General features: G+C 71.8%; 15 protein-coding genes, 1 tRNA gene and 1 pseudogene. 5 read left to right on the top strand and 12 right to left on the bottom strand.

The window, feature by feature from the left end:
- Positions 1–260: 260 nt before the first annotated feature.
- Together BJ979_RS10845 and BJ979_RS10840 are read right to left on the bottom strand one after the other, a co-directional pair.
- The gene (locus tag BJ979_RS10845; protein WP_179567763.1) at positions 261–662 is read right to left on the bottom strand and encodes a hypothetical protein; all 402 of its coding nucleotides are present in this window, start codon (positions 660–662) and stop codon (positions 261–263) included.
- A gap of 8 nt (positions 663–670) precedes the next feature.
- Positions 671–1,717, bottom strand: coding sequence for a tyrosine-type recombinase/integrase (locus tag BJ979_RS10840; protein WP_179567761.1), 1,047 nt, complete (start codon positions 1,715–1,717; stop codon positions 671–673).
- Positions 1,718–1,895: 178 nt separating this feature from the next.
- Here BJ979_RS10840 and BJ979_RS17640 point away from each other — a divergent pair, with 178 nt between their 5' ends.
- Positions 1,896–4,754 carry a CDP-glycerol glycerophosphotransferase family protein gene (locus BJ979_RS17640; protein WP_246286751.1) on the top strand — a complete coding sequence of 953 codons (2,859 nt, stop codon included), beginning with the start codon at positions 1,896–1,898 and terminating at the stop codon, positions 4,752–4,754.
- A 25-nt stretch (positions 4,755–4,779) separates the two neighbouring features.
- Here BJ979_RS17640 and BJ979_RS10825 read toward each other — a convergent pair whose 3' ends face one another.
- From BJ979_RS10825 to BJ979_RS10815, 3 genes are all read right to left on the bottom strand, one after another.
- Positions 4,780–5,856 carry a glycosyltransferase gene (locus BJ979_RS10825; RefSeq protein WP_179567759.1) on the bottom strand — a complete coding sequence of 359 codons (1,077 nt, stop codon included), beginning with the start codon at positions 5,854–5,856 and terminating at the stop codon, positions 4,780–4,782.
- Between the two features lie 90 nt (positions 5,857–5,946).
- A complete protein-coding gene (locus tag BJ979_RS10820) occupies positions 5,947–7,752 on the bottom strand; it encodes a trypsin-like peptidase domain-containing protein (protein ID WP_246286750.1) in 1,806 nt (601 codons plus the stop codon).
- 116 nt (positions 7,753–7,868) lie between these two features.
- Positions 7,869–8,477: a hypothetical protein gene (locus BJ979_RS10815; protein WP_179567757.1), complete on the bottom strand. Its 609-nt coding sequence runs from the start codon at positions 8,475–8,477 to the stop codon at positions 7,869–7,871.
- Between the two features lie 251 nt (positions 8,478–8,728).
- Here BJ979_RS10815 and BJ979_RS10810 point away from each other — a divergent pair, with 251 nt between their 5' ends.
- Positions 8,729–9,316 (top strand): hypothetical protein, encoded by a 588-nt coding sequence (locus BJ979_RS10810; protein ID WP_179567755.1) that lies wholly within the window; start codon positions 8,729–8,731, stop codon positions 9,314–9,316.
- Positions 9,317–9,343: 27 nt separating this feature from the next.
- Here BJ979_RS10810 and BJ979_RS10805 read toward each other — a convergent pair whose 3' ends face one another.
- From BJ979_RS10805 to BJ979_RS10785, 5 genes are all read right to left on the bottom strand, one after another.
- Positions 9,344–10,168, bottom strand: a complete 825-nt coding sequence (locus tag BJ979_RS10805) for a carbon-nitrogen hydrolase family protein (protein WP_179567753.1) — start codon at positions 10,166–10,168, stop codon at positions 9,344–9,346.
- Between the two features lie 32 nt (positions 10,169–10,200).
- Complete coding sequence (locus BJ979_RS10800) at positions 10,201–10,947, bottom strand: phosphotransferase (protein WP_179567751.1); 747 nt, start codon at positions 10,945–10,947, stop codon at positions 10,201–10,203.
- Between the two features lie 254 nt (positions 10,948–11,201).
- Positions 11,202–11,278 (bottom strand) — tRNA-Met (locus BJ979_RS10795).
- 68 nt (positions 11,279–11,346) lie between these two features.
- Positions 11,347–14,310, bottom strand: coding sequence for a UPF0182 family protein (locus tag BJ979_RS10790; RefSeq protein WP_179567749.1), 2,964 nt, complete (start codon positions 14,308–14,310; stop codon positions 11,347–11,349).
- Between the two features lie 157 nt (positions 14,311–14,467).
- Positions 14,468–15,598 carry a YlbL family protein gene (locus BJ979_RS10785; protein WP_179567748.1) on the bottom strand — a complete coding sequence of 377 codons (1,131 nt, stop codon included), beginning with the start codon at positions 15,596–15,598 and terminating at the stop codon, positions 14,468–14,470.
- 149 nt (positions 15,599–15,747) lie between these two features.
- Between BJ979_RS10785 and BJ979_RS10780 the strand changes: the two genes are divergently transcribed.
- Both BJ979_RS10780 and BJ979_RS17350 read left to right on the top strand, forming a co-directional pair.
- Positions 15,748–17,112: a zinc-dependent metalloprotease gene (locus BJ979_RS10780; RefSeq protein WP_179567746.1), complete on the top strand. Its 1,365-nt coding sequence runs from the start codon at positions 15,748–15,750 to the stop codon at positions 17,110–17,112.
- A 104-nt stretch (positions 17,113–17,216) separates the two neighbouring features.
- A pseudogene (locus tag BJ979_RS17350) lies at positions 17,217–18,056 on the top strand (TOMM precursor leader peptide-binding protein); the annotation flags it as partial.
- Here the strand turns inward: BJ979_RS17350 and BJ979_RS10775 are convergent.
- Both BJ979_RS10775 and nudC read right to left on the bottom strand, forming a co-directional pair.
- A complete protein-coding gene (locus BJ979_RS10775) occupies positions 18,013–19,740 on the bottom strand; it encodes an ATP-dependent helicase (RefSeq protein WP_179567744.1) in 1,728 nt (575 codons plus the stop codon). The pseudogene BJ979_RS17350 and the gene BJ979_RS10775 overlap by 44 nt on opposite strands.
- A 4-nt stretch (positions 19,741–19,744) precedes the next feature.
- Positions 19,745–20,719 carry an NAD(+) diphosphatase gene (gene nudC / locus BJ979_RS10770; RefSeq protein WP_179567742.1) on the bottom strand — a complete coding sequence of 325 codons (975 nt, stop codon included), beginning with the start codon at positions 20,717–20,719 and terminating at the stop codon, positions 19,745–19,747.
- Positions 20,720–20,859: 140 nt separating this feature from the next.
- On the opposite strand from nudC, the gene BJ979_RS10765 reads away from it, so the two are divergent.
- The gene (locus BJ979_RS10765; protein WP_179567740.1) at positions 20,860–21,930 is read left to right on the top strand and encodes a phosphotransferase; all 1,071 of its coding nucleotides are present in this window, start codon (positions 20,860–20,862) and stop codon (positions 21,928–21,930) included.
- Positions 21,931–21,979: the final 49 nt, after the last annotated feature.

The raw sequence follows: 21,979 nt of genomic DNA, 5'->3' as shown, positions 1-21,979 counted from the left end.
CCGCTGTCCCGACATTCCGGAATCTGGCTCTATCACGAACTAGGGATTCACAGCATTCCCACTCGCCCACACGTGGGAGTAGCCCACAGCCCTGTCACGACCTAAGAGCCCCGACAGCCCTGCCTCTATCACTGAACTATCCCTCGGAGAAGGACACTTCGTGATAGAGGCAGAGAGCCGATTCCGGGCATAGAGAAGCCCGGTGGCTATCGCTCCTCAACGCCCACCACCGGGCTCACTCCAGACTAGAGAGCAGGGCCTCACGTGCCTTCGCCACGCGCAGAGGCGAGCGCTCTCTTGCGCTCGGCGTGTGCACTGTTCTTCGCTCCGATGCGCGCTCGCGCCTCCTCGGAGTGGAGAGGGCCATCGCCCTTCTCTGCTCGCACCTTCGCCCATCTGGCCAGTGCCGCCGCCTTCTTCTTCGGGTCGGGCACCCGGGGCGGGCGCTCCGGCGTGACGAGGCCCCTGGCCTGCTTCGCGAGGAAGGCGTCGCGGGCCTCCTCGGTGATGAGCACGTAGTCAGCGGCGATGTCCTCCAGCACGCCCAGGTCGCTCATGATCGCTTTCTCGAAGTCGGCCACCACCTGGCGGTTGGCGGCGGCCAGGAAGGAGTGCTGGTGATGCAGGATGCGGTAGTCCTCGGCGGTCCGCCACTTGTGCACCCCGGGCACTAGTTCGCCCTCCTGAGCCGAGCCTCGAAGGCCGCGAGGTCGTCGGCGCTGATGTCGCTGTCCTGGACGTAGACCTTGCTCGTGAGTTCGATGCTGGCGTGCCCGAGGGTCTTGGCCACGAGTCTGATGTCACGGGTGGCCTCGTAGAGCGCTGTCCCGCCTCGCTTGCGGAGCATGTGCGTGGTGGCGTGATCGAGCCCCAGAGAGGCGCGTGCGGCGTTGAATGCCGCGTAGTACATGTGGCGCATCACGCGGTTCCCTCGCGGCGTCAGGAACACGGGAGCATCGCCGATGCCCGGGCGCTCCTTCCGGAGCCGCTGGAGGGCGTCTAGCGCCTCTCCGGCCAGGTAGGTGATGCGGGCCTTCTTGCCCTTCGTGCGCTCGACCATGCCCTCGCGGTTGGTGAGTTGCCGCTCGACGCGGATGGTCTGCTTCTCGAAGTCGATGACGCTCCAGTTGAGCCCGAGGAGTTCACCCACCCGGAGGCCGGTCCCGTACTGGACGACGGCCATGGAGCGATAGGGCTCCGGCATCGCCTCGATGAGACTCCACATCTCGGCCTCGGTGATGACCGGGCGCTTGCTGTCGGGCTTCGTGGCCGCGCCCTCGACCGCGGGCGGCATCGACTTGATGAGTTCGTCCCGGTGCGCCTGGAAGAGCAACGACCTGAGCACGTTGTTGGTCTCCGGCACCGCGTGCGGGAGCGAGGCGAGGAAGGTCTCCACGGTGCTGTGCTTGATGTCCGAGAGCGCGACCTTGCCGAGCCCCGGCACGATGCGGAGCCGGAGCACCCGCTCCACGATGGCCACCCGGCTCTGCGTGATGCGTCCCCGGGCCTGCTGCGCCTGCTTGAGCGCGAGGAACTGCGGCGCGTACTCAGCGACGGTCAGGGCCTTCTTCTTCTTGGGCTTGCCGTGCTTCTTGCGGATGCGCGCGAGCGCCTGCGCGTCCTCAGCGGCGGACAGAGTTGAGAAAGTTCCGAGTGAGTGACCCTGACCGTCGCGTGCTTGATACCGGCCCGATTCGAGGCGTCGCGGCTTGCGCATCCTGGAGGCTTCTTCCACTTACGTGATACGCCCGAACTCGCGATTTTCGCTACTGAAAGCGGGCACGAACCGGGCAGGGACCCGCGACATCCCCGTGATTCCGGGAATCTGGTCCTGCGTGCCAGAATCGTGAGCAAGCGGCCGCGCTGCGGCGGAAGGGAACGGACCCGGGCGTTCTATGGCGAGTTTCACCTTCGGCGCCGGCAACCTGCTCAAGCTGCTGCGAGTGCCGGTCTACGCGCTCGGCGCCGCCGCATCCGTCGTCGTGCCGCGCACCCCGCGGCTGTGGGTCGTCGGCTCGGGGATCGGGCTCGGCGAAGGGGCCGTCCCGTTCTACGAACTCGCGCGGGCGCAGGCCGCGACGACCGCGCGGGGCGATCGACGCCGCGTCGTCTGGCTCGCCTCGACCGACGCCGAGCTCGAGGAGGCGCGCGCACGCGGCTGGGATGCGCTGCCCAAGCACGGCCGCCGCGGGTTCTGGGCAACGCTGCGAGCCCAGGTGGTCGTCGTCACGCACGGCTTCGGCGACGCCAACCGCTTCGGCACCCGCGGCGCGCTCGTCGTGCAACTCTGGCACGGCATCCCGCTCAAGCGCCTGCACCTCGACACGCCCGCCGCACTGCGGCTGTCGCCGCTGCCCGACCATCGGCTCGTCCGCGCGCTGATGCGCCGGGCCTACTCCGTCGCCGGCCGCGGGATCGCGCTGTTCCCGGTGGCGTCGGAGCTGGTCGCCGGCCGCATCTCGAGCGCCTTCGGCGTGCCGCGCTCGCGCATCCCGGTGACCGGCGACATCCGCGACGATGTGCTGCTGCGCGGCGAGCCGGACGCCCGGCGCGCGCGGGCGCGCGCTCTGATCGGCGACGCCGCCGGGCCGCTCGGATCCGGTCCCGTCGTGCTCTACGCGCCGACGTGGCGCGACGGCGCCCCCGACCCGGCCGCGCCCGACGCCGACGGATGGGCGGAGGTCGCCGCCTGGCTCGATGCGCACGACGCCACGCTGCTCATCCGCAGCCATCCGCTCGGCGCCGGCGACTATGCCGACGGCCCGCGCGCGTCGCCGCGCATCCGCATGCTCGGCTCCGACGTCGTGCGCGACGTCACCCCGGCGCTCAGCGCGATCGACACGCTCGTGACCGACTACTCGTCGATCGCCTACGATCACGCCCTCACCGGAGGGACCGCGGTGTTCCTCGCCCCCGACCTGGAGCAGTACGCCAAGAAGCGCGGACTCTACGAGGCCTACCGCGACTTCAGCGGCGGCGACCACGCGGTCGACTGGGCCGGCGTGCTGACGCGCCTGACGGCTCAGCGGGCGGATGCGAGTGCGGCCGAGCGGCACCGCCGTCACCTCGTCGACGAGCACGTCGACCACCGTGACGGCCGCGCCGCCGAGCGCGTGCTCGCCGCTGTGCTGCGCCGCATCGGCGAGCACGTTCCCGGATCGCTGGAGGGAGTGGATGCGCTGCCGCTCCCCCGCCCGCAGCTCACCGAGCTCGAGCTCGGCCTCGACGACGCCGGGCAGCCGGAGCTGCGGCTCGCACTCGAGGGGCTGCCGACAGGCGGCTCGGGTGTGGATGCGGATGCGGGCACGACGGCCGAGACCGTCGTCCGGCTGGAGGGCGCGCGCGCCTCGGTCACCGGACGCCTCCGGTCCGTCGACGACGACCGTGCCGACCGTGCCGGCCACCTCATCCGCATCCCGCTCACCGCCGAGCGCTGGGGCCGTCCGGGGCTCGCGCTGCCCTCGGGCGACTACCGGCTGCAGCTCGTGCTGCCCGGGGCGTCGCCGTCGTCGCGGATCACCGCATCCTCCGCGATCGCGAAAGCCGCTCCGCTGCGTCTCGAGCACGCGCTCGAGAACCTCGAGGTGGCGCCGATCGACGGCGGCCTCCGCGTGCGCGTGACCCCGCCGCTCGCCGCGGACGAGCGCGGGCGGGATGCCCAGCGCCGCCTGCAGACCGAGTACTTCCGGGCGATCTTCCGCCCCGACGACGCGGTGTTCTTCGAGAGCTTCTACGCGCGCACCGTCGCCTGCAATCCGGCCGGCATCGATCGCGCCCTCTCCCGGCTGCGACCCGAGACGACGCGCTACTGGAGCGTCGCCGACGCCTCCGTGCCGGTTCCCGACGGAGCCGTGCGGGTGATCGAAGGCAGTCGCGCCTGGTGGCGCGCCCGCGGCTCGGCTCGCGTGCTCGTCGTCAACGACTGGCTGCGCAAGCGCTTCCTTCGTCGGCGACACCAGAGGGTGCTGCAGACCTGGCACGGCACCATGCTCAAGCGCCTCGCCCTCGACCGCCCGGGAACCGGCCTGCGCACCCGCCTCGCCGTGCGACGGGAGCGCGATCGCTGGGATGTCATGCTCGCCCAGAACGACTACGCCGCCGGAGTCTTCCGCCGCGCGTACGCTTTCGACGGCCCCGTCTGGGAGCTCGGCTACCCCCGCAACGACGTGCTCGTCGACGGCGACGCCGCAGAGATCCGGCGCCGCGTCGGCATCCCCGTCGGCGCTCGTGTCGTGCTCTACGCGCCGACCTGGCGCGACGATCGCACCGAGATCGTCGACTACCTCGACCTCAGCTCCTTCGCCGAGCAGCTGCCCGACGACACCGTGCTGCTCGTGCGCGGCCACTCGCGCACGCTGCCCTACGGGCGCGACCTGCGGGGCGATCGGCTCATCGACGTCACGACCTACCCGGACGTCGCCGAGCTGCTGCTCGTCGCCGACATCCTCGTGACCGACTACTCCTCGGTGATGTTCGACTTCGCCGCGACCGGCCGGCCGATCGTCTACTTCACGCCCGACCTGGCGCACTACAGCGAAGACCTGCGCGGCTTCTACTTCGACCTGCTCGCCGAGGCTCCCGGCCCGGTCGTGCAGACCCGCGACGAACTGCTGGGGCTGCTCAGCGGCGACGCGCGCGCGGACGAGTTCGCCGAGCAGCGCGCCCGCTGGCGGGCCCGCTACGCCCCCGACGACGACGGCCACGCCGGCGAGCGGGTGGTGCAGCGGATGCTCGACGAGGGGATGCTCGGCTGAGCTGAGGACGACGCCCTCGCGGCGGTCAGGATTCGGTGCGACTCGTGTCGACGGCGTCGCGCGCCCCGCGCACCACGCCGACGACGAAGCCCGCCGCCCAGCTCAGGTGCATGACGGCCAGCACACCCGCGAAGCGGAGCCGGTCGACGAGGCCGCCGGTCGTGGTCGCCGCGGCGACCACGAGCAGAGCGAGATACGCGAGCGGCCCGAGATAGGCGAGCGCGAGGATCCAGCCCAGCACCCCGTGCAGCACTCCGGTGGCGTGCAGCGGCAGCAACACGACCGACAGCACGAGTGAGAGCAGCAGCACGGGCGGGGCGAAGAAGCGCAGCGGGTTGCTGCCGCCGAGGCGGCGCACGAGCTCGCCGCGCCAGATGCCGGTCGCGACGAACTGCCGCGCGAGACGTGCCCAGGTGCTGCGCGGCCAGTAGGTCACGCGCAGCTTCGGGTCGAGCCAGACGAGGTAGCCGGCGCGGCGCAGGCGGTGGTTGAACTCCCAGTCCTCGCCACGGCGCAGGGTCTCGTCGAACCCGCCGACCGCATCCAGCGCTTCGCGGCGCATGATGCCCATGTAGGCCGACTCCGCCGGCCCCTCGGGCACCTCGTCGCCGCCGTGGTACGCGCCGCCGCCGAGACCGAACCGGCTGTTGTAGGCCCGTGCGACGGCCGCCTGCACCCCGGGCTTGCCGGTCGCCTGCATGACACCGCCGAGGCTCGCGGCGCCGGTGCGCGCGAGGGTCTCGACGCCGCGCAGGGTGTAGTCGTCGGCGAGCTCGGTGTGCGCATCCACCCGCACGATCACCGGGAAGCGGCTCACCGCGATCGCGCGGTTCAGGCCGATCGGGATGTCGCTGTCGGGGTTGTCGACGATGCGGATGCGGGGCTCGGCCGCCGCCATCCGCTCGACGATCGCGTCGGTGCCGTCGGTGGACGGCCCGAGGGCGAGGATCAGCTCGCTCTCGCCCGGGTTCGCCTGCGCGAGGATGCTCGCCACAGCCGCCTCGATGTAGCCGACCTCATTGAGCACCGGCATGACATAGGAGACCCCCGGCTGCGGCGGAAGCGCGGGCAGCTCGGGGGCGGATGCCGGACTCGGGTCCATCGTGCTCCCCCGGATTCCGGCCGATCGCCGACGTGCGTCGACTCGTCGCGAGCCTAGCAGTCGGCGACCGGCCGTCGGCCGGGGTCGAGGTCAGCTGGTGTAGGTGCCCAGCGTGACCTCGACGGTCGTGGAGCGGTTGTCGCGCACGTAGGTGATCTTCGCCGTGGCGCCGCCGGCCTCGGCCCGCACCTGGGCGGTCAGGTCGGTCGCGCTCGTGATCGGGTGCCCGTCGAAGGAGGTGACGACATCGCCCTTCTGCAGCCCGGCCTTCTCGGCCGCGCCACCCGAGACCGGGGTCTCGGCGATGACGGCGCCGACCGTGCTCGAGGTCTTGAGCGTCGCGTCGCTGACCGACGCGCCGAGCAGACCGTGGGTGGCCTTGCCGTTGGCGATGATCTCCTCCGAGACGCGCTTGGCGAGGTTCGCCGGGATCGAGAAGCCGACGCCGATCGAGCCCGACTGGCTGGAGCTCGACGAGCTGCCGCCGGCCGAGGCGATGGCGACGTTGATGCCGATGAGCTTGCCCTCGTCGTCGAGCAGGGCGCCGCCCGAGTTGCCGGGGTTGATCGACGCATCCGTCTGGATGACAGGGATCGAGATCGAGCTCGTCGCGGTCTGCCCCGAGCCGCCCTGCTGGTTGTTCCAGAAGTCGAAGGGGCTGCCGTTGTCGCTGCCGCTGTTGCCGCCCTGGTTCTGGTCGGCGTTGTCGGGCGCGGCGGACGAGGCGATCTGAATGCTGCGGTCGAGCGCGCTGACGATGCCATCGGTGACCGTGTTCGACAGGCCGAGCGGGGCGCCGATCGCGATGGCGGTGTCGCCGACGTTGAGCTTCAACGAGTCGCCGAAGGTGATCGGCGTCAGGTCGTCGGCCTCGATCTTGATCACGGCGAGATCGACGGTCGGGTCGGTGCCGACGACCTTGCCCGCGAAGATGCGGCCGTCGGAGAGCGTGACCTCGATCGTGGCGTCGCCGGACTCGCCGTCGAGCGTGACCACGTGGGTGTTGGTGAGGATGTAGCCCTTGTCGTCGAGGATCACGCCCGAGCCCGTGCCGGCGGCGCTGGTGGTCGTCGCCGAGATCGTCACGACCGACGGGGTCGCCTTCGCCGCGACGCCCGTGGTCTGGTTGACCGACTTGCTGTCGTTGACGGTGATCGTCTGCGGACGCGCCGAGTCGGCGCTCGAGGTTCCGACCAGGGATGACATCGCGGCCGTCGCGATGCCACCGCCGCCCACGCCGCCGATGACGGCGCCGATCGCGAGAGCGGCGATCACAGGGATGGATGCCGAGCGCTTGCGCTTGGTCGACGCCGCGGCGCCGGTCACGCCGGGCTGCGCGGTCGCGTAGTCGAAGGTCGGCGCCGTGGCTGCGGGGCCGAACGACGCGCCGGGAGCCGGAGCGCCGGAGACCGGAGCGCCGGGGGCGGCGGCGTACGTCTGCGGGCCGGGCGCGGTCGGAGCCTGCGGTGCGCCGTAGCTCTGCGGCGTGGGGACGGCCGGCACCTCGCCGGAGCCGGCGGCCGGCGAGCTCCCGGGCGACGCGGGATTGCCGGGCGTCACCGGGTTCGCGGGCGTCTCAGCCGCGGCGGGGGCGGAATAGCCGCCCGAGTAGGCGCTGTGGTCGCTCGGCGTCGGCGGCGCCGAGTAGCCGAACTGGTGGCCGCCGTCGGCCGGAACCGCGGGCGCGGCCGGCATCGCGGCGGCAGCGGGCGCCTCCGGCGCGGCCGGAGCCTCGCTCGCGGAGGACGGGGTGGGCGCGGCGTGCTCCGCGGGCTGGGGCGCGCTGGCCTCCGGCTGCTCGGGAGTCGGCTGCGCCGGAGCCTGCGAGGGCTCGGCCGCGTCGTTCCCGAGCGAGTCGGTCGAGTTCTCGTCGGGGGTGCGGGGGGTGTCGGTCATGTCGTCAGCCTCACCGTGCTTCTTGTGCGATCTCTATGTCGACCCTGGGAGCGTACTCGGCCCCACCTTGAGGATCTCCGCACGCGCTCTCCCGGGGCCGGACGCCACCCGCCGCGTCAGCAGCCCGCGGCGACGCCCCCGGAGTCGGAGTCCGCGCCATCCGCCCCGGACTCCCCCACGACCTCGACCGACGCGACTCGCAACCCACCCCGTTCGCGATAGCGCTGCAGCTCGAAGCGCATCCGCTGGCGGCTGGGATGCGTCACCGCGTCGAGCGCGCCGTCGCTGAGTCGCTGCACGCGGGCGGCTCCGCTGTCGACGCACGCGGTCGCGAGCACCCGCACGATGCGGCCGTCCTGGCGCTCCGACGCCTCGATCCGCACGGCATCCGCTTCGGTCGCACCGCGCTGCACCCAGCCGCCGGCACGCCGGGTCTCGGCCTCGCGGCTCTCGCGGTCGAACTGCGCCGAGCTGACGGCGTCGCGCAGCGGCTCGACCTCGATCCACCCCGCCTGACCGACCCGGTCGCTGATCTCGCGATAGTCGCGGATCGCGTCGCGCGCTTCGAGGAGCACGCGCTCGTGCTCGCGGGCGGATTCCGCCGGATCGAGAGGGGCCGGCGTCGGCGGCGCCTCGAGTCGCGGCCCGATCGCGACCGCGATCGCCCCGATCGCGAGCATCAGACTCAGCAGCAGGGCGGCGAGGACCAGGGGACGACGGCGCATGTCCCGACGCTAGGAAGCCGCGGATCGGCGCGGATCCGCGGGGTTCGGATCCGGGGAGAACCGCCGGATCCCGCCCCTGTGGAGGAGCGAGAAAGCCGACACCTGTACCGCACCGTCCCCCGCTTTGGGGCGGATCGGGGGAGAACAGATCTGTTCGCCCCCTGCCTAGACTGTCCGGACCCGAAGACCTCACAGACAGGCCTGCTATGCCCCACCCCGCGCTGGACGATGCCATCGACGCTGTCGTCCGCATGATCATCGACGACGGATTCGACCGTGTCGACCTGCGTTCGGTGTCGCGCCGACTCGACTGCCGCGAAGACGAGCTGACCGCGATCGTGCCCACGCTCGAGGAGCTCGTCGTGCGCACCCTCGAGCGCGAGACGAACCAGATGATCGGCGCGGCCCTCGACAACATCAGCCGCGACCCCAACGGCGGGCTGCTGTCGCGCATCTACTACTACGTGCTCACCTCGGTGTACGAGAACGAGCTCGTGCGCCGGCTCTACCTGACCGATCCCCGCTCGCTCGGGCGCATGGTCAGCGCGATCGACGGCTTCGAATTCCGCCCCCGCACGGCGATCCCCGAGCAGCTCGTGATCGACCTGCAGAACGCGGGGCTCGTGCGGCACGACTCGCACCCGGCGACGGTCGCCGCGATCCTCACCGCCCTCTCGGCCGGGCTCGCACTCAGCGCCCCGACGATCGACTTCGACCGGGCCGCACGCGGAGCGGAGGATGCGCTGCGCACGCTCGTGGATGCCGACGTCACCGACACGACACGCGGCAAGGAGATCTACCACGCCTACGCGCTGGAGCTGCAGACTGCATTCCGCTGAGCGGCGGTCTGCGCACCTCGCGCGGGCTCAGTCGCGCGGCACGACCGCGAAGCGCCGCAGCGCGAGCGCCGGGTTGATCTCGCGCACCTCGGCGACGCGGCGCTGCGTCACGCGCGCCACCGCGACGCCGCTCTGCTCGCCCAGCGACGCGAGCGCGACCCCCATCGGGTCGACGATCATGCTGCTGCCGGCGCCGATCGGCGGCGCGTGGTCGGGCGCCGCCACGTAGATCGTGTTCTCGAGGGCGCGTGCCGTCACGAGCGTGCGCCAGTGGTGCTCCTTGAGCGGGCCGCGCACCCACTCACTCGGGATCAGCACGAGCTCGGCGCCCGCATCCACGAGCCGTCGCGTGACCTCGGGGAAGCGGAGGTCGTAGCAGGTCTGCAGGCCGACGCGGATGCCGTCGACCTCGAACACGGCCGGCTCGACGATCGCCCCCGGCACGATGCGATCGCTCTCGCGCGAACCGAAGGCGTCGTAGAGGTGCAGCTTGCGGTACTCGGCGCGCACGCCGTTCGCGTCGACCGCGACGAGGGTGTTCGAGAAGCGCTGCGACTCCCCCGGGATGCGCTCGGCCATCCCGGCGACGATCACCGCGTCGGTCTCGGCGGCGAGCGTGATGAGACCGGAGACGAAGGCGCCGTCGAGGTCTTCGGCGGCGGAGATCCAGCTCTCATCGAGCTGAGGGGCGAAGTACGACGAGTACTCGGGCGCGACGATGAGGCGGGCGCCGTCGGCCGCCGCCTCGCGAGCGAGTGCGCCGAGGCGATCCAGGTTCGCCGAGGAATCGGCACCCGGAGCGAACTGCAGCACGGCGACGACGAGTTCGCCGCGGGGCGTCGGGTCGGTCATCCGCTCAGCCTACAAAGCGGGGTCGCGCGCGATCAGCGCAGCCGCGCCCGCAGCACATCGACCTCGCAGCCGGGCGCGAAGGGGTCGAAGCCGTGCTCGCTGAGCCAGCGCACGTTGAACAGGCTGCGCAGCGACCACCAGCCGCGGATCGCGGCGCGATCGACGTCACGGCCGTAGCCGGCGAGCAGATCGTCGAGCCGGCCCTCGTGGCCGAGCGTGAGGGTCGCGAGGTCGAACATCGCATCGCCCGCCCCGGCCTCCGACCAGTCGAGCACCCCGGTGATCTCGTCCTGGTCGTCGGTGAAGACGTGGGTGATCTGCAGGTCGCCGTGGATGGATGCCGACGCATACGGCCGGAAGACGGCCTCGGCGACGGCCCGGTTCGCCTCGACCAGCTCGGCCGGAAGGATCCCGCTCTCGACGAGCTGAGCGCACTCCCGCTCGAGCTCGGCGCGGAGCTCGGCGGGGTCGCGGCGCACGTCGCGAGCGGGCAGGGGTGAGTCGTGCAGGCGGCGGACGGCCTTCCCCGCGGCGGTCCAGGCGCCGGCCGAAGCCGCCGAGGGCTCACCCAGCCGGCCGAGCGCGCGGCCGGGCAGCAGGCCGAGCGCGATCACCGAGGGCCGGGTCCACAGCACGGGGGCTGTCGGCAGGGGCGCCGCGGCCATCGCCGCGACCTCGGTCACGAGCCGGTCCGGATCGCCGTCGACCTTGACGAAGGTGTCGCCCACGCGCAGCGTCGCCCGCTCGGAGTGCGCGACGACGACCTGCACCTCATCCATCACCCCAGGCAATCACACCCGCCCCAGCCGACGACAGCAATCCGCGAGCCAAGATCAGGCGAGCGAGCGAAGCCGACTGAGAGGCGACAATCTCGCGCCACCCGAAGGCGACTCGCTCCGCCCGAAACGGCACCAGAGCCGACCCACCCCGCCCGAAGCCGCACCGAAGGCGTCCACTGGCGTGCCGCCCGAAGGGCGGACCATGAAAGGGCAAACAAGAAGACCCGTGACCGAAAGGTCACGGGTCTTCTTCTTGGTTGCGGGGACAGGATTTGAACCTGCGACCTCTGGGTTATGAGCCCAGCGAGCTACCGAACTGCTCCACCCCGCGGTGCGAGAACAACGTTACCACGGTTGCGGAGTGCTCTTGACCACAGGGGGCACGGAGGGTGAACGGCGTCAGCTCCCCGAGGCGGCGATGGCGGCTTCGACGGCGGCCTGCATGCGCTTGTCGGCTTCCGCCGCGGCGCTGAGGTCGTTGGCCGCGTAGGCCTTCGTGCGGTCGGAGAGCGCCGTCTGGTAGTCGGACAGCGCCTTCTTCAGCGCGGCGTTGTCGCCGGTTCCGGTCGAGCCGCCGGCGCCGGCTCCGGAGCCCGTGCTGCCGTCACCCGAACCGGATCCGGCATCCGTGCCGCCCGATCCCGCGCCGGTCCCGGTGTCTCCCCCGGTGCCGGTGCTGCCGTCGCCCGGTGTCACGCCGTTGTCGCCGGCTGCGGCGCCGGAGTCGCCGTCGAAGAGCTTGTCGAGCGCCTGGTCGAGGGTGTCCTCGAACTCGACGCGGTCGCCGAAGCCGACGAGCACCTTGCGCAGCAGCGGGTACTGCGTGCCGCTGTTGGCCTGCACGTAGATCGGCTGCACGTAGAGCAGGCCGCCGCCGACGGGCACGGTGAGCAGGTTGCCGCGCACGACCTCGGTGTTGCCGCCGCGCGGCTGCAGCAGGTTCAGCTGCGGCGCGATCTCGCTCGAGGTGGTGAAGGAGGTCTGCACCTGGCCGGGGCCGGGCACCGTGTCATCCTTCGGCAGCGTCAGCAGCGTGAGTTTGCCGTAGTCCGGTCCCGCATCCGCGTTGGCCGTCAGGTAGCCCTTCAGCACGCTGCGGGATTCCTTCGTGGTCGTGGCCGGGATGAACGTGGAGTAGAGCGTGAACGCCGGCTTGTCGGTGCCGGGCACCTTCATCGTCAGGTAATAGGGCGGCTGCTTGCCCTTGTCCTCGCCCGACGCGGTCGGGTCGGAAGGGGTCGTCCACTGGTCGTCGCGCGAGAACCAGGTGCTCGGGTTCGTCACGTGGTAGGTCTCGAGGATCGAGCGCTGCATCTTGAAGAGGTCTTCGGGGTAGCGCACGTGCTGCAGCAGCTGGGCGCTCATGTCCTTCTGCGACTTCAGCGTGCCGGGGAAGATCTTGCTGTAGGTCTTCAGCAGCGGGTCCTTGTCGTCCCAGGCGTAGAGCGTCACCTTGCCGCTGTAGGCGTCGACCGTGGCCTTGACGCTGTTGCGGATGTAGTTGACGTCGTCGAGGGCGTACTCGGGCTGCGGGGTGTTCGTGTCGGCGATCGACGACGACAGCTGCTCGACCTGCGAGTAGGGGTAGTCGGAGGTCGTCGTGTAGCCGTCGACGATCCAGACGACGCGCTTGTTCACGACGGCCGGGTAGGCGTTGCGGTCGAGCGTCAGGTACGGCGCGGCCTTCTTGACGCGGTCGATCGGGTCGCGGTCGTAGAGGATCTGCGAGTCCTTGTTGACGTAGTCGGAGAGCAGGATCTGCTCCGAGCCGAACTTGATCGCGTAGACGAGCTGCTTGAAGACGTTGTCGAGCTTCGGTCCGCCGTCACCGGTGTAGGTGTACTTGCGGGCGGCGCTGTCGTCGTCCTTGTCGCTCGACGGGTAGTCGATCTCGACCGGGTCGCTCGACTTCGGGGCGCCGACGATCGAGTAGCTCGGCGACTTCTCGCCGAAGTAGATGCGGGGCTCGTAGTCGCCGAGCTGGCCGCGGCTGGGGATGTCGGACTCGAGGAACTTGGGCTGGCCGTCTTCCGAGCGCTGGTTGCCGTAGGCGGCGACGACGCCGTAGCCGTGCGTGTAGACGACCGTGTTGTTGATCCAGCCGGGCGAGGCCTGGTTCTGCTGGTCGAGCTCGCGCACCGCGATGACGGTGTCCTGGGTGGTGCCGTCGATGTCGTAGCGGTCGACGTCGAGCTTGTCGGCGAACTGGTAGTACTGCTGCACCTGCTGCAGCTGCGCGAAGGTCGGGCTGACGACGTTCGGGTCGATGAGGCGGATGCTCGCCGTCGTGTCGGCGTCGTCGCGCAGGGCGCCCTGCTCCACATCGGTCTTCGCCGAGTAGGCGATCGTGTCGATGCCGGAGATGTTGTACGCGTCCTGCGTGGCCTTGATGTTGCGCGAGATGTACTCGCGCTCGAGCGACTGGGCGCTCGGCTCGACCTGGAAGCGCTGGATCAGGGCCGGGTAGGCGGTGCCGATCACGAGGCTCGCGACGACCAGCAGGCCGGTGCCGATGATCGGCAGGCGCCAGCGACCGACGACCGCGGTGACGATGCACAGCACGGTGACGAGCGCGAAGGCGATCGCGAGGATCAGCTTGCCGGGGATGACCGCATTGACATCGGTGAAGGTGGCGCCGGTGAAGAGGCTGCTCGCACCGCGCGAGTCGGTGAGCGTCGAGAACTGGTCGAGGTAGATGCTGACGGCCTGCAGCAGCAGGAACACCGCCGCGGTGACGGCGATCTGGACGCGAGCGGCGCGGGTGATGCGCACCTCGCGGTTGCCGACGCGGATGCCGCCGTAGAGGTAGTGCGTGGCGAGCATGGCGATGCCGGAGACGATGACGGCGGCCGAGGCATAGCCGAGGATGCCGTGGTAGAGCGGCAGCTCGAAGACGTAGAAGGAGTTGTCGAGGCCGAACTGCGGGTCCTTGATGCCGAACGGGGTGCGGTTGAGGTACTCGAGCACCGTCTGCCAGCGCATCGCGGTCGAGACGCCCATGAAGAGGCCGAGCACGGCGGGCACGCCGAACATCGCGAGGCGGCGCAGCGGCTCGACGACCTGCTGGTAGCGATCGAGCTGGGCGCTGAGCTTGGCGTAGACGGGGCGGACGCGGAAGGCGAGCTGCACGCTGACGAACACGGGGACCGCCATCCCCACGAAGCCGACGACGAACATGACGACCGTGGCGATCCACTGCGTCGTCAGCACGTTCTGGAAGCCGAGCTGGTCGTACCAGAGGAAGTCGGTGTAGAGGCTCGCGAAGAGGAAGAACGCGGCGACGATCACCGCGACGATGATGGCCGCGATTCCGATGGTGCCGCGCAGGCGGGAACGAGCAGGCCGGGGGCTTGTGGCGGTCACGAGAGTGCTCCTGATGGTGTGCGCCGGTGCCGAGACGCCGCGGCGTCCTCCGATCCTAGGCGGCGCGCCGCGGCGCTCTCTGCGAGATGACCGTGCGGGGCGGCCGGTTCGCGCAGGGCGGAGTCGGGTCGCCCGGGAGCCCGGGTCAGCGGTCTCGTCAGCCGCCGCAGGTCGGCAGCGCCGCGCGTCCCTTGCCGGAGGCGATCGCCTCGACCGCGGTCTCGGCCTGCTTCAGCGTGCCCACCGAGTAGACGGTGAGGCCGGACGGCACGTGCCCGACGACCTCGTCGCAGTTGCTCTTCGGCGCGAGGAAGAAGGTCGCGCCGGCGCGCTGGGCGCCGTACATCTTCTGCCGGATGCCGCCGATCGCGCCGACCTCGCCGGCAGCGTCGATCGTGCCGGTGCCGGCGATGTGCTCGCCGCCGGTCATCTCGCCCGGCGTCAGCTTGTCGACGATGCCGAGGGCGAACATCATCCCCGCGCTCGGGCCGCCGACCTTGTCGAGCTTGAGCTCGACGTCGATCGGGAAGGCGTAGTCGATCGAGGTGTAGACGCCGACCGCGACGGTGTCGCTGCCGTCGGCCGCCTTGGCGACCGCGGGCACGACGTCGATCGTGCGCTCGACGCCGCTGCGGCGCACCACGAGCGAGACCGGCGTGCCGTCGGCGTGCTTCGAGATCAGCTCGCGCAGCGCATCCAGGTCGCCCACGGCGGTGCCGTCGGCCGACACGACCACATCATCGGCCTTGAGCTTGCCGTCGGCGGGGCTGCCCTTCTCGACGCCGGCGACTTTCACCGAGCCGCGCACGTCGTAGTCGAGGCTGCGCAGCGCCGCGGCGATCGCCTCCTGCTGCGAGTTCTGCATCTCGACGGCGCTCTGCTCGTCGACCTGCTTGTCGGAGACGCCCTCCGGGTAGATCGATTCGAGCGGCACGACCGCCTCGGCCGGGTCGAACCAGGCGAGCGCGATATCGACCCAGTTGAGGCGCTGCTCGCGCGAGCCGAGGATGTTGACGGTCAGCAGGTCGAGCTGACCCGAGGTCTCGTAGGTCTTCGCGCCGTCGATGGAGATGAGCGGGGTCGCCTTGCCGTCGACCTTCTGCGATCCGAGCGTGTCGAACACGGGGCCCGGGCGCTCGATCACGTACGGCGCCGGAGTCATGCCCACGACCAGGGTTCCGACCACGCCGAGCACCAGCAGCACCCATCCGACGACCACCGAGCGCGGCGCGCGGCGGCGCGGACGCGGAGCGGGCGCCGACACGGGCTGATCGGCGAAGAAGGTCATGCGCGGTCTCGTCTCGGGGAGGGGCTGTCTCGCACGGCGGGCCGTGGTCGCGGCGGGTCGGGCGGTGTTCGCCAGAGGCGCACGGGAACCGGCCCGGAATGCCCCGTTCACCCGGCTCGGCCGGAGGGGCGACGGCTAGCGTAGTCGCCATGTCTGAGGAACCCCGACAGAGCGAACCCGGCGACGAGGAGTTCCGCGAGATGCTGCGGCAGTTCCTCGCGGGCGGCGGTCAGGGCGGCGATCTCGACCCCGCGAAGCTCGCCGCGGCGGCCGGTCTGCCGGCGGATCCCGAGCTGCTCAACCGTCTCATCGGCCAGCTGCAGCAGGCGCTGCAGAACTCGGCCGACGGCGTCGACTGGAACGTCGGCCTCGAGCAGGCCACCCAGCTCGCGACGCGCAGCAGCGTCGTCTCCACCCCCGGCGAGCGCTCGGCTCTCGAGCAGGCGCTGCACGTCGCGGCGCTCTGGCTCGACGAGGCGACCGAGATCAGCTCGCTCACCACGGCGCCCGCACTGCTGAGCCGCACCGAGTGGACGAAGCAGACGATGCCGGTGTGGACGCAGCTGGCCGCGCCCGTCGCCGACTCGATCGCGACCGCGCTGACCCAGGTGCTCGACGACGAGGGCGTCGGCGACGCCCCGGGCATGGAGGGTGTGGCGCAGAGCGCCGGCCGGATCATGCGCAACGTCGGCGGCACGCTGTTCGCGATGCAGCTCGGCCAGGTCGTCGGCCGCCTCTCGACCGAGGTGGTGTCGGGCGGCGACGTCGGCATCCCGCTGCTCGATGGCGAGACGACCCAGGCGGCGCTCGTGACCCAGAACGTGCACGAGTTCGGCCGAGACCTCGACATCCCCGACGACCAGGTCGCCCTCTACCTCGCGGTGCGCGAACTGGCGCACGCGCGGCTCTTCCGCCACGCGAAGTGGCTGCGGCTGAACCTGCTGACGCAGATCGGCGACTTCTCGCGCGGCGTGCGCATCGACACCGAGCGGCTGCAGGAGCTCGCCGCCGACTTCGACCCCTCGAACCCCGAGGAGCTGCGCGATGCGATGACGAGCGGTGCGCTGATCCCGCCGAAGAGCGCCGAGCAGGAGGCCGCACTGCACCGGCTCGAGACGATGCTCGCGCTCATCGAAGGCTGGGTGGATGTGGTGACGCTGCAGGCGACCGCACGCCTGCCCCGCGCCGACGCGCTCGCCGAGACCATGCGCCGCCGCCGCGCGACCGGAGGCCCGGCCGAGTCGGCGTTCTCGACGCTCGTCGGCCTCGAGCTGCGGCCGCGGCGTCTGCGCGAGGCGGCGGCCATGTGGCAGGCCGTGACGGATGCGGTGGGGTCGGCCGGGCGCGACGCGCTCTGGGCGCACCCCGACATCCTCCCCGGCAGCCAGGACATCGACGACCCCTCGTTCCTCGTCACCCGCCTCACCGGCGGGCTCGGCGAGCAGGAGGACGACGTCGACCGGGCTCTCGAGGAGCTGCTCGGCGACGAGGGCGGCGACCGGCCGACGGAGTAGTCCGCGAGCCCTCGCGCAGGCGCGTCGCCGACGCACCGCGACGGAGCGCCCGTGCCTGTGGATGATTCGCTCGCCCGCGACCGCACCCGGCGCAGGATGTGCGCATGGTGCTGCGACTCGATCCCGACGTTCCGGTGCTGTGGCGCTCGCCCGACTCGCTGCAGGTGGGCGTGCTGCGCGTGCACGGCGTGCTCGAGCGGGTCGGTCCCGCCGAGGAGCAGGTGCTGCAGGCGCTGCGCAGCGGGGCGAGCCGAGCCGCGATCGAGGTGCTCGCGGAGCAGGCGGGCGGCACGCACCTTCCGCTCTCGACCGTGCTGAGGATGCTGCAGCCGGCGCTCGCGCGCGCTCCCCGCTCCGGCCCGCGGGCCGCCCTGTTCGGCGCCGGCGCGATCCCGGAGGCCGTGCAGCGCCTGCTCGCCGACCGCGAGCTGCTCGTCGACGACACTGCGGATGCGGATGGCGCAGCCGATTCCGACCGAGTCGGCAGCGCCGCGCGGGCCCGCATCCGGCCCGGTCGCCGACCGCGAGAGATTCAGCCCGCCGCGGTTGTCATCGTGCCGATCGCCCCCTGGGTCGTCGCGCCCGCCGACTCGGGCCACTGGCTACGGCGCGACGCACTGCATCTGCCCGTGGTCATCGCCGACGGCGCGCTGGCGATCGGGCCGCTCGTGCGCCCCGGCAGCAGCGCGTGCCTGCACTGCATCCACCGCCACCGCGTCGATGCCGACCCGGCCTGGCCGGCACTCGCCGCCCAGCTGGTCGGCCGGCCGTCACCGCGGCTGGATGCGCTGAGCACCGCCCGCGCGGCCGTCACGATCGCCGAGGCGATCGAGGAGGTGCTCGACGATCCGGAACCCGCACTCGGGCGGCAGACGCTCGTCGACCTCCGCACGCGGACCGTCAGCGAACGACGCTGGCCGCCGCACCCGGAGTGCCGCTGCGGAGCTCATCCAGGAAGCGACTGGGCGCGCGACGCCGCGCCGACGGCCCCGCCTCTCCCCCGCCCGGCGAGGCGGACCAGCTGAGCGACAGCCGGCGACGGGCGCGGGTGATGCCGACGTAGAGCAGACGCCGCTCCTCGTCGATCGCGTCGAAACCGCGGGCGTGCACGATCGGCAGCAGGCCCTCGCTGAGCCCGATCAGATGCACCGCATCCCATTCGAGGCCCTTCGCGCTGTGCAGCGTCGCGAGCGTCACCGCGGCGATCGCCGGCTCGTGCTGCGCCTGCTGCCGCTCGAAGAGCTCGTCGGCGAAGGCGCGCAGCGTCGTGCCCTCGGGGGCGGCGTCGGCGAGATCGACGATCGCGTTGAGCAGCTCCCAGCGCTCGCGCTCGGCGGGCCCGGCGGCGGGCGGCTCGAGCGTCCAGCCGACGCTCTGCAGCACGTCGCTGACCGACTGGAACAACGGCTCCCGACGCGGGGTCTGCGCGATGCTGCGCAGCTCGAGCATGGCGCGCTGCACCGACGGATGGTCGAAGAATCGTGTCGAGCCGAGCACGCGCGTGGCGATCCGCCGATCGGAGAGGGCCTGCTCGAGGGCGATGCTCTGCGCGTTGACCCGGTAGAGCACCGCGATGCGGTCGGCGGGGATGCCGGACGCGAGCTGCTCGGCGACCTCCGCCGCCACGGCCTCGGCTTCCGCGCGGTCGCTGTCGTGCGCGGTCACCTGCACCGGCTCGCCGCGATCGCCGGCCGCCACCGGGTGCAGCTCCAGCGCGCCCGGTCGACCGCGCATGAGCCGGTTGGCGAGATCGAGCACGGCGCCGGTCGAGCGGTGATTGTTCTCGAGCTGCACGACCGTCGCATCCTCGTACCGCGCCCCGAAGCCGAGCAGGTAGTCGCTCGTCGCGCCGGCGAAGGAGTACACGGTCTGGCTCGCGTCGCCGACGACGCAGAGGTCGGTGCGCGGCCCGAGCCAGAGGTCGAGCAGGCGCTGCTGCAGCGGTGAGACGTCCTGGTACTCGTCGACGACGAAGAAGCGGTACTGCCCGCGCACCTCGTCGGCGACGGCGGGTTCGGCGTCGAGCATCCCCGCCATCACGAGCAGCACGTCTTCGAAGTCGATGCGGCGCTGCTCGTCTTTGAGGTGCTCGTAGGCCTGGTGCAGGCTCACCATCGCGCTGACGCCGAGACCGCCCGGCATCGCCTTGCCGTGCGCCTGCCGCTCGTAGGCGTCGAGCGTCAGCATCGAGACCTTGCGCCACTCGATCTCGCCCGCGACGTCGCGCAGCGCGGCCTTGTCGAGGCGCAGCTTGAGCCGCTCGGAGGCCTGCGCGAGCACGCCGGCCTTGCCGGTGAGGATGCGCGGCGGCAGCCCGCCCGCGATCGTCGGCCAGAAGTAGTTCAGCTGAGAGAGGGCCGCCGCGTGGAAAGTGCGCGCCTGCACCCCGCCTGCCCCGAGCGAGCGCAGCCGAGTGCGCAGCTCGCCGGCCGCACGCGCGGTGAAGGTGAGCGCGAGCACGCGGTTCGGCGCGTAGGCGCCGGTCTGCACGCCGTGCGCGATGCGGTGGGTGATGGCGCGCGTCTTGCCGGTGCCGGCGCCGGCAAGGATGCAGACCGGGCCGAGCAGGGTCTCGGCCGCGACGCGCTGCTGGTCGTCGAGTCCCGCGAGCAGATCGGGGGTGCTCACCCGATCACCAGCTGTCGTCGCCCAGGTCGCCGCCGAACCACTCCTCGATGATCGCGCGGGCGATCGAGCTGCGGCCGGGCAGACGCAGCGAGCCGTCGGCGACGGCCGCCGCGAGCTCGTCACGGGTGAACCAGCGCAGGTCGAGGATCTCCTCGCCGTCCGGGCGGGTCTCGACCCCGGCGCCGTCGGCGACGCGCGCCAGGAATCCGACCATCAGCGAGGCCGGGAAGGGCCACGGCTGGCTGCCGAGATAACGGGGGTCGGTCACGCGCACGCCCGACTCCTCGAAGACCTCGCGCACGACCGCGGCCTCGAGCGACTCCCCCGGCTCGACGAAGCCGGCGAGCAGCGAGAAGCGATCGGCGGGCCAGAGCGCGTTCGAGCCGAGCAGCAGCCGGTCGTCGGCGTCGGTGACGCCCACGATGATCGCGGCGTCGGTGCGCGGGAAGAACTCCTTGCCGGTCTCGGCATCCACCCGGGTCCAGCCGGCCTGACCGTGCTCGGTCGCGCGTCCGGACGCCGGGGCGAAGCCGTAGGAGCGGTGCCAGTTCGCCAGGGCGAGGGCCTCGGTGAAGATGCCCGCATCGCGCGTCGACATGTCGGCACCGAGGCGGCGCAGGTCGCCCCAGGAGAGATCGAGACCCGAGGCGCGGGCCGCCTCCAGCGCCGCGGCGGCGGCCTCCTCGTCGGTGATCACGAGCGCCGAGACCGCAGCGCCGAGGGCCGCATCGGGCGCCTCGGCGAGCGTGCGGCCGAGGTAGAGCGCGAAGCCGCCCGCGCGTGCGGCCCGGGCAGCGGCGGATGCGGTCGGCAGCAGCACGAGGCGCGCGCCGTCGACGAGGGCGTGCCCGTCGTGCAGCAGCACCACCCGCGCGTCGGCCGCATCGAGCAGCTCGTCGATCGGCGTCGCACGGCTGAGGTGGTCTCGGTCGAGCTCGGCACGGGACAGGGTGAGCCGTTCGGCGAACGACGGGGTCACGGCAATTCCTCCAGGCTCGCCGATCGAGGATCGGCGCTCATCACGTGCTCGCTGAGGATTCCGGCATCGGCGCCGCGCAACTGGCGGGCCCGGGCGTGGCGCGGGCTCCGTGCGGGGCTTGCCGACCTACCCTGTGGGGCATGGCCAGAACCCCTCTCACTCTAGCCGCGCTCGCCACCTCGGCCGTGGCCGGACTCGACGTGGTCGCGGCCTCGCGCATCGGCTCGCCGCGTGCCGGCGACTTCGACACCGCGCTGCTGAGCACGCGCGACGAGCGCTGGTACGTCGTGCGCGTGCCGCGCACCGAGACGGCCGAGAGCCGCCAGTCGGCCGACCTGCTCGCCCTCGGCGCGCTCACCTCCGGCATCCGCTCGCGTCTGCCCTTCGAGGTCACGCTCCCCGCCGGACAGGCGCCGATCGACGGCACCCGCGCCGTCGTCTACGAGTTCGTCGGCGGGTCGAAGACCCCCGTCTCATCGCTGACCGCCGACCTGGCCGCGTCGATCGGCCGGGCCGTGGCCGCCATCCACTCGCTGCCCACCAGCTGCGTCACCGAGGTGGGGCTGCCCTCGCTCGGACCCGTGCACGCGCACCAGACCTCCGGCGCGATCGTCGGCAAGGCGATCGAGACCGGCCTGCTGCCCGCCGCTCTGCGCGAGCGCTGGGAGGCCGCCCTCGCCGATGACCGGCTCTGGCAGTTCCAGCCGACCGTCGTCAACGGCGACCTCAGCTCGGAGACCGTGCTGAGCCACGCCGAGCAGGTGACGGGAGTGCTCGGCTGGCACGAGCTGCGCGTCGCCGATCCGGCCCGCGACCTCGCCTGGCTGTTCTCGGGGCGCCGCAGCGACCTCAGCGAGACCGTCGTCGCCGCCTATCTGCAGGAGCGCCCGGCCGCCGACCGCCAGATCGGCCAGCGCGCCAGCTTCTACGCCGAGCTCGAGATCGCGAGCTGGCTGCTGCACGGCACCCAGACCCGCAGCACCGAGATCGTGGATGACGCGGTGCAGATGCTGCACGGCCTCGTCGACGACGTGCAATCGTCGCTCGGCAACCAGATCGGCACGCCCACCGGCCCGGTGCTCGCCGCGCACGAGGTCGAGGAGCTGCTCGACATGGTCGAGAAGGATCGCGTCGAGCAGGCCCGTCGCGCGGGTTCGGGCGACGCCGGTTCGGCGTCGTCGAGCGCGAGCCGCGTCGAGCGCGCCAGCTGACCCGCCGCATCCACCCGGATCTCCGAGCCGGGCGTCGTCGATCAGACGG

This window comes from Schumannella luteola (assembly GCF_013408685.1).
Taxonomy (GTDB): Bacteria; Actinomycetota; Actinomycetes; order Actinomycetales; family Microbacteriaceae; genus Schumannella; species Schumannella luteola.
This window is presented reverse-complemented; position numbering and strand designations above follow the sequence as displayed.

Coding starts and splice junctions, on each gene's coding strand:
- BJ979_RS10785 (WP_179567748.1), bottom strand. CDS start 15,598: ATGACCTTCTTCGCCGATCAGCCCGTGTCGGCGCCCGCTCCGCGTCCG.
- BJ979_RS10800 (WP_179567751.1), bottom strand. CDS start 10,947: ATGGATGAGGTGCAGGTCGTCGTCGCGCACTCCGAGCGGGCGACGCTG.
- BJ979_RS10780 (WP_179567746.1), top strand. CDS start 15,748: ATGTCTGAGGAACCCCGACAGAGCGAACCCGGCGACGAGGAGTTCCGC.
- BJ979_RS10815 (WP_179567757.1), bottom strand. CDS start 8,477: ATGCGCCGTCGTCCCCTGGTCCTCGCCGCCCTGCTGCTGAGTCTGATG.
- BJ979_RS10840 (WP_179567761.1), bottom strand. CDS start 1,717: ATGCGCAAGCCGCGACGCCTCGAATCGGGCCGGTATCAAGCACGCGAC.
- BJ979_RS17640 (WP_246286751.1), top strand. CDS start 1,896: ATGGCGAGTTTCACCTTCGGCGCCGGCAACCTGCTCAAGCTGCTGCGA.
- BJ979_RS10810 (WP_179567755.1), top strand. CDS start 8,729: ATGATCATCGACGACGGATTCGACCGTGTCGACCTGCGTTCGGTGTCG.
- BJ979_RS10820 (WP_246286750.1), bottom strand. CDS start 7,752: ATGACCGACACCCCCCGCACCCCCGACGAGAACTCGACCGACTCGCTC.
- BJ979_RS10825 (WP_179567759.1), bottom strand. CDS start 5,856: ATGGACCCGAGTCCGGCATCCGCCCCCGAGCTGCCCGCGCTTCCGCCG.
- BJ979_RS10805 (WP_179567753.1), bottom strand. CDS start 10,168: ATGACCGACCCGACGCCCCGCGGCGAACTCGTCGTCGCCGTGCTGCAG.
- BJ979_RS10765 (WP_179567740.1), top strand. CDS start 20,860: ATGGCCAGAACCCCTCTCACTCTAGCCGCGCTCGCCACCTCGGCCGTG.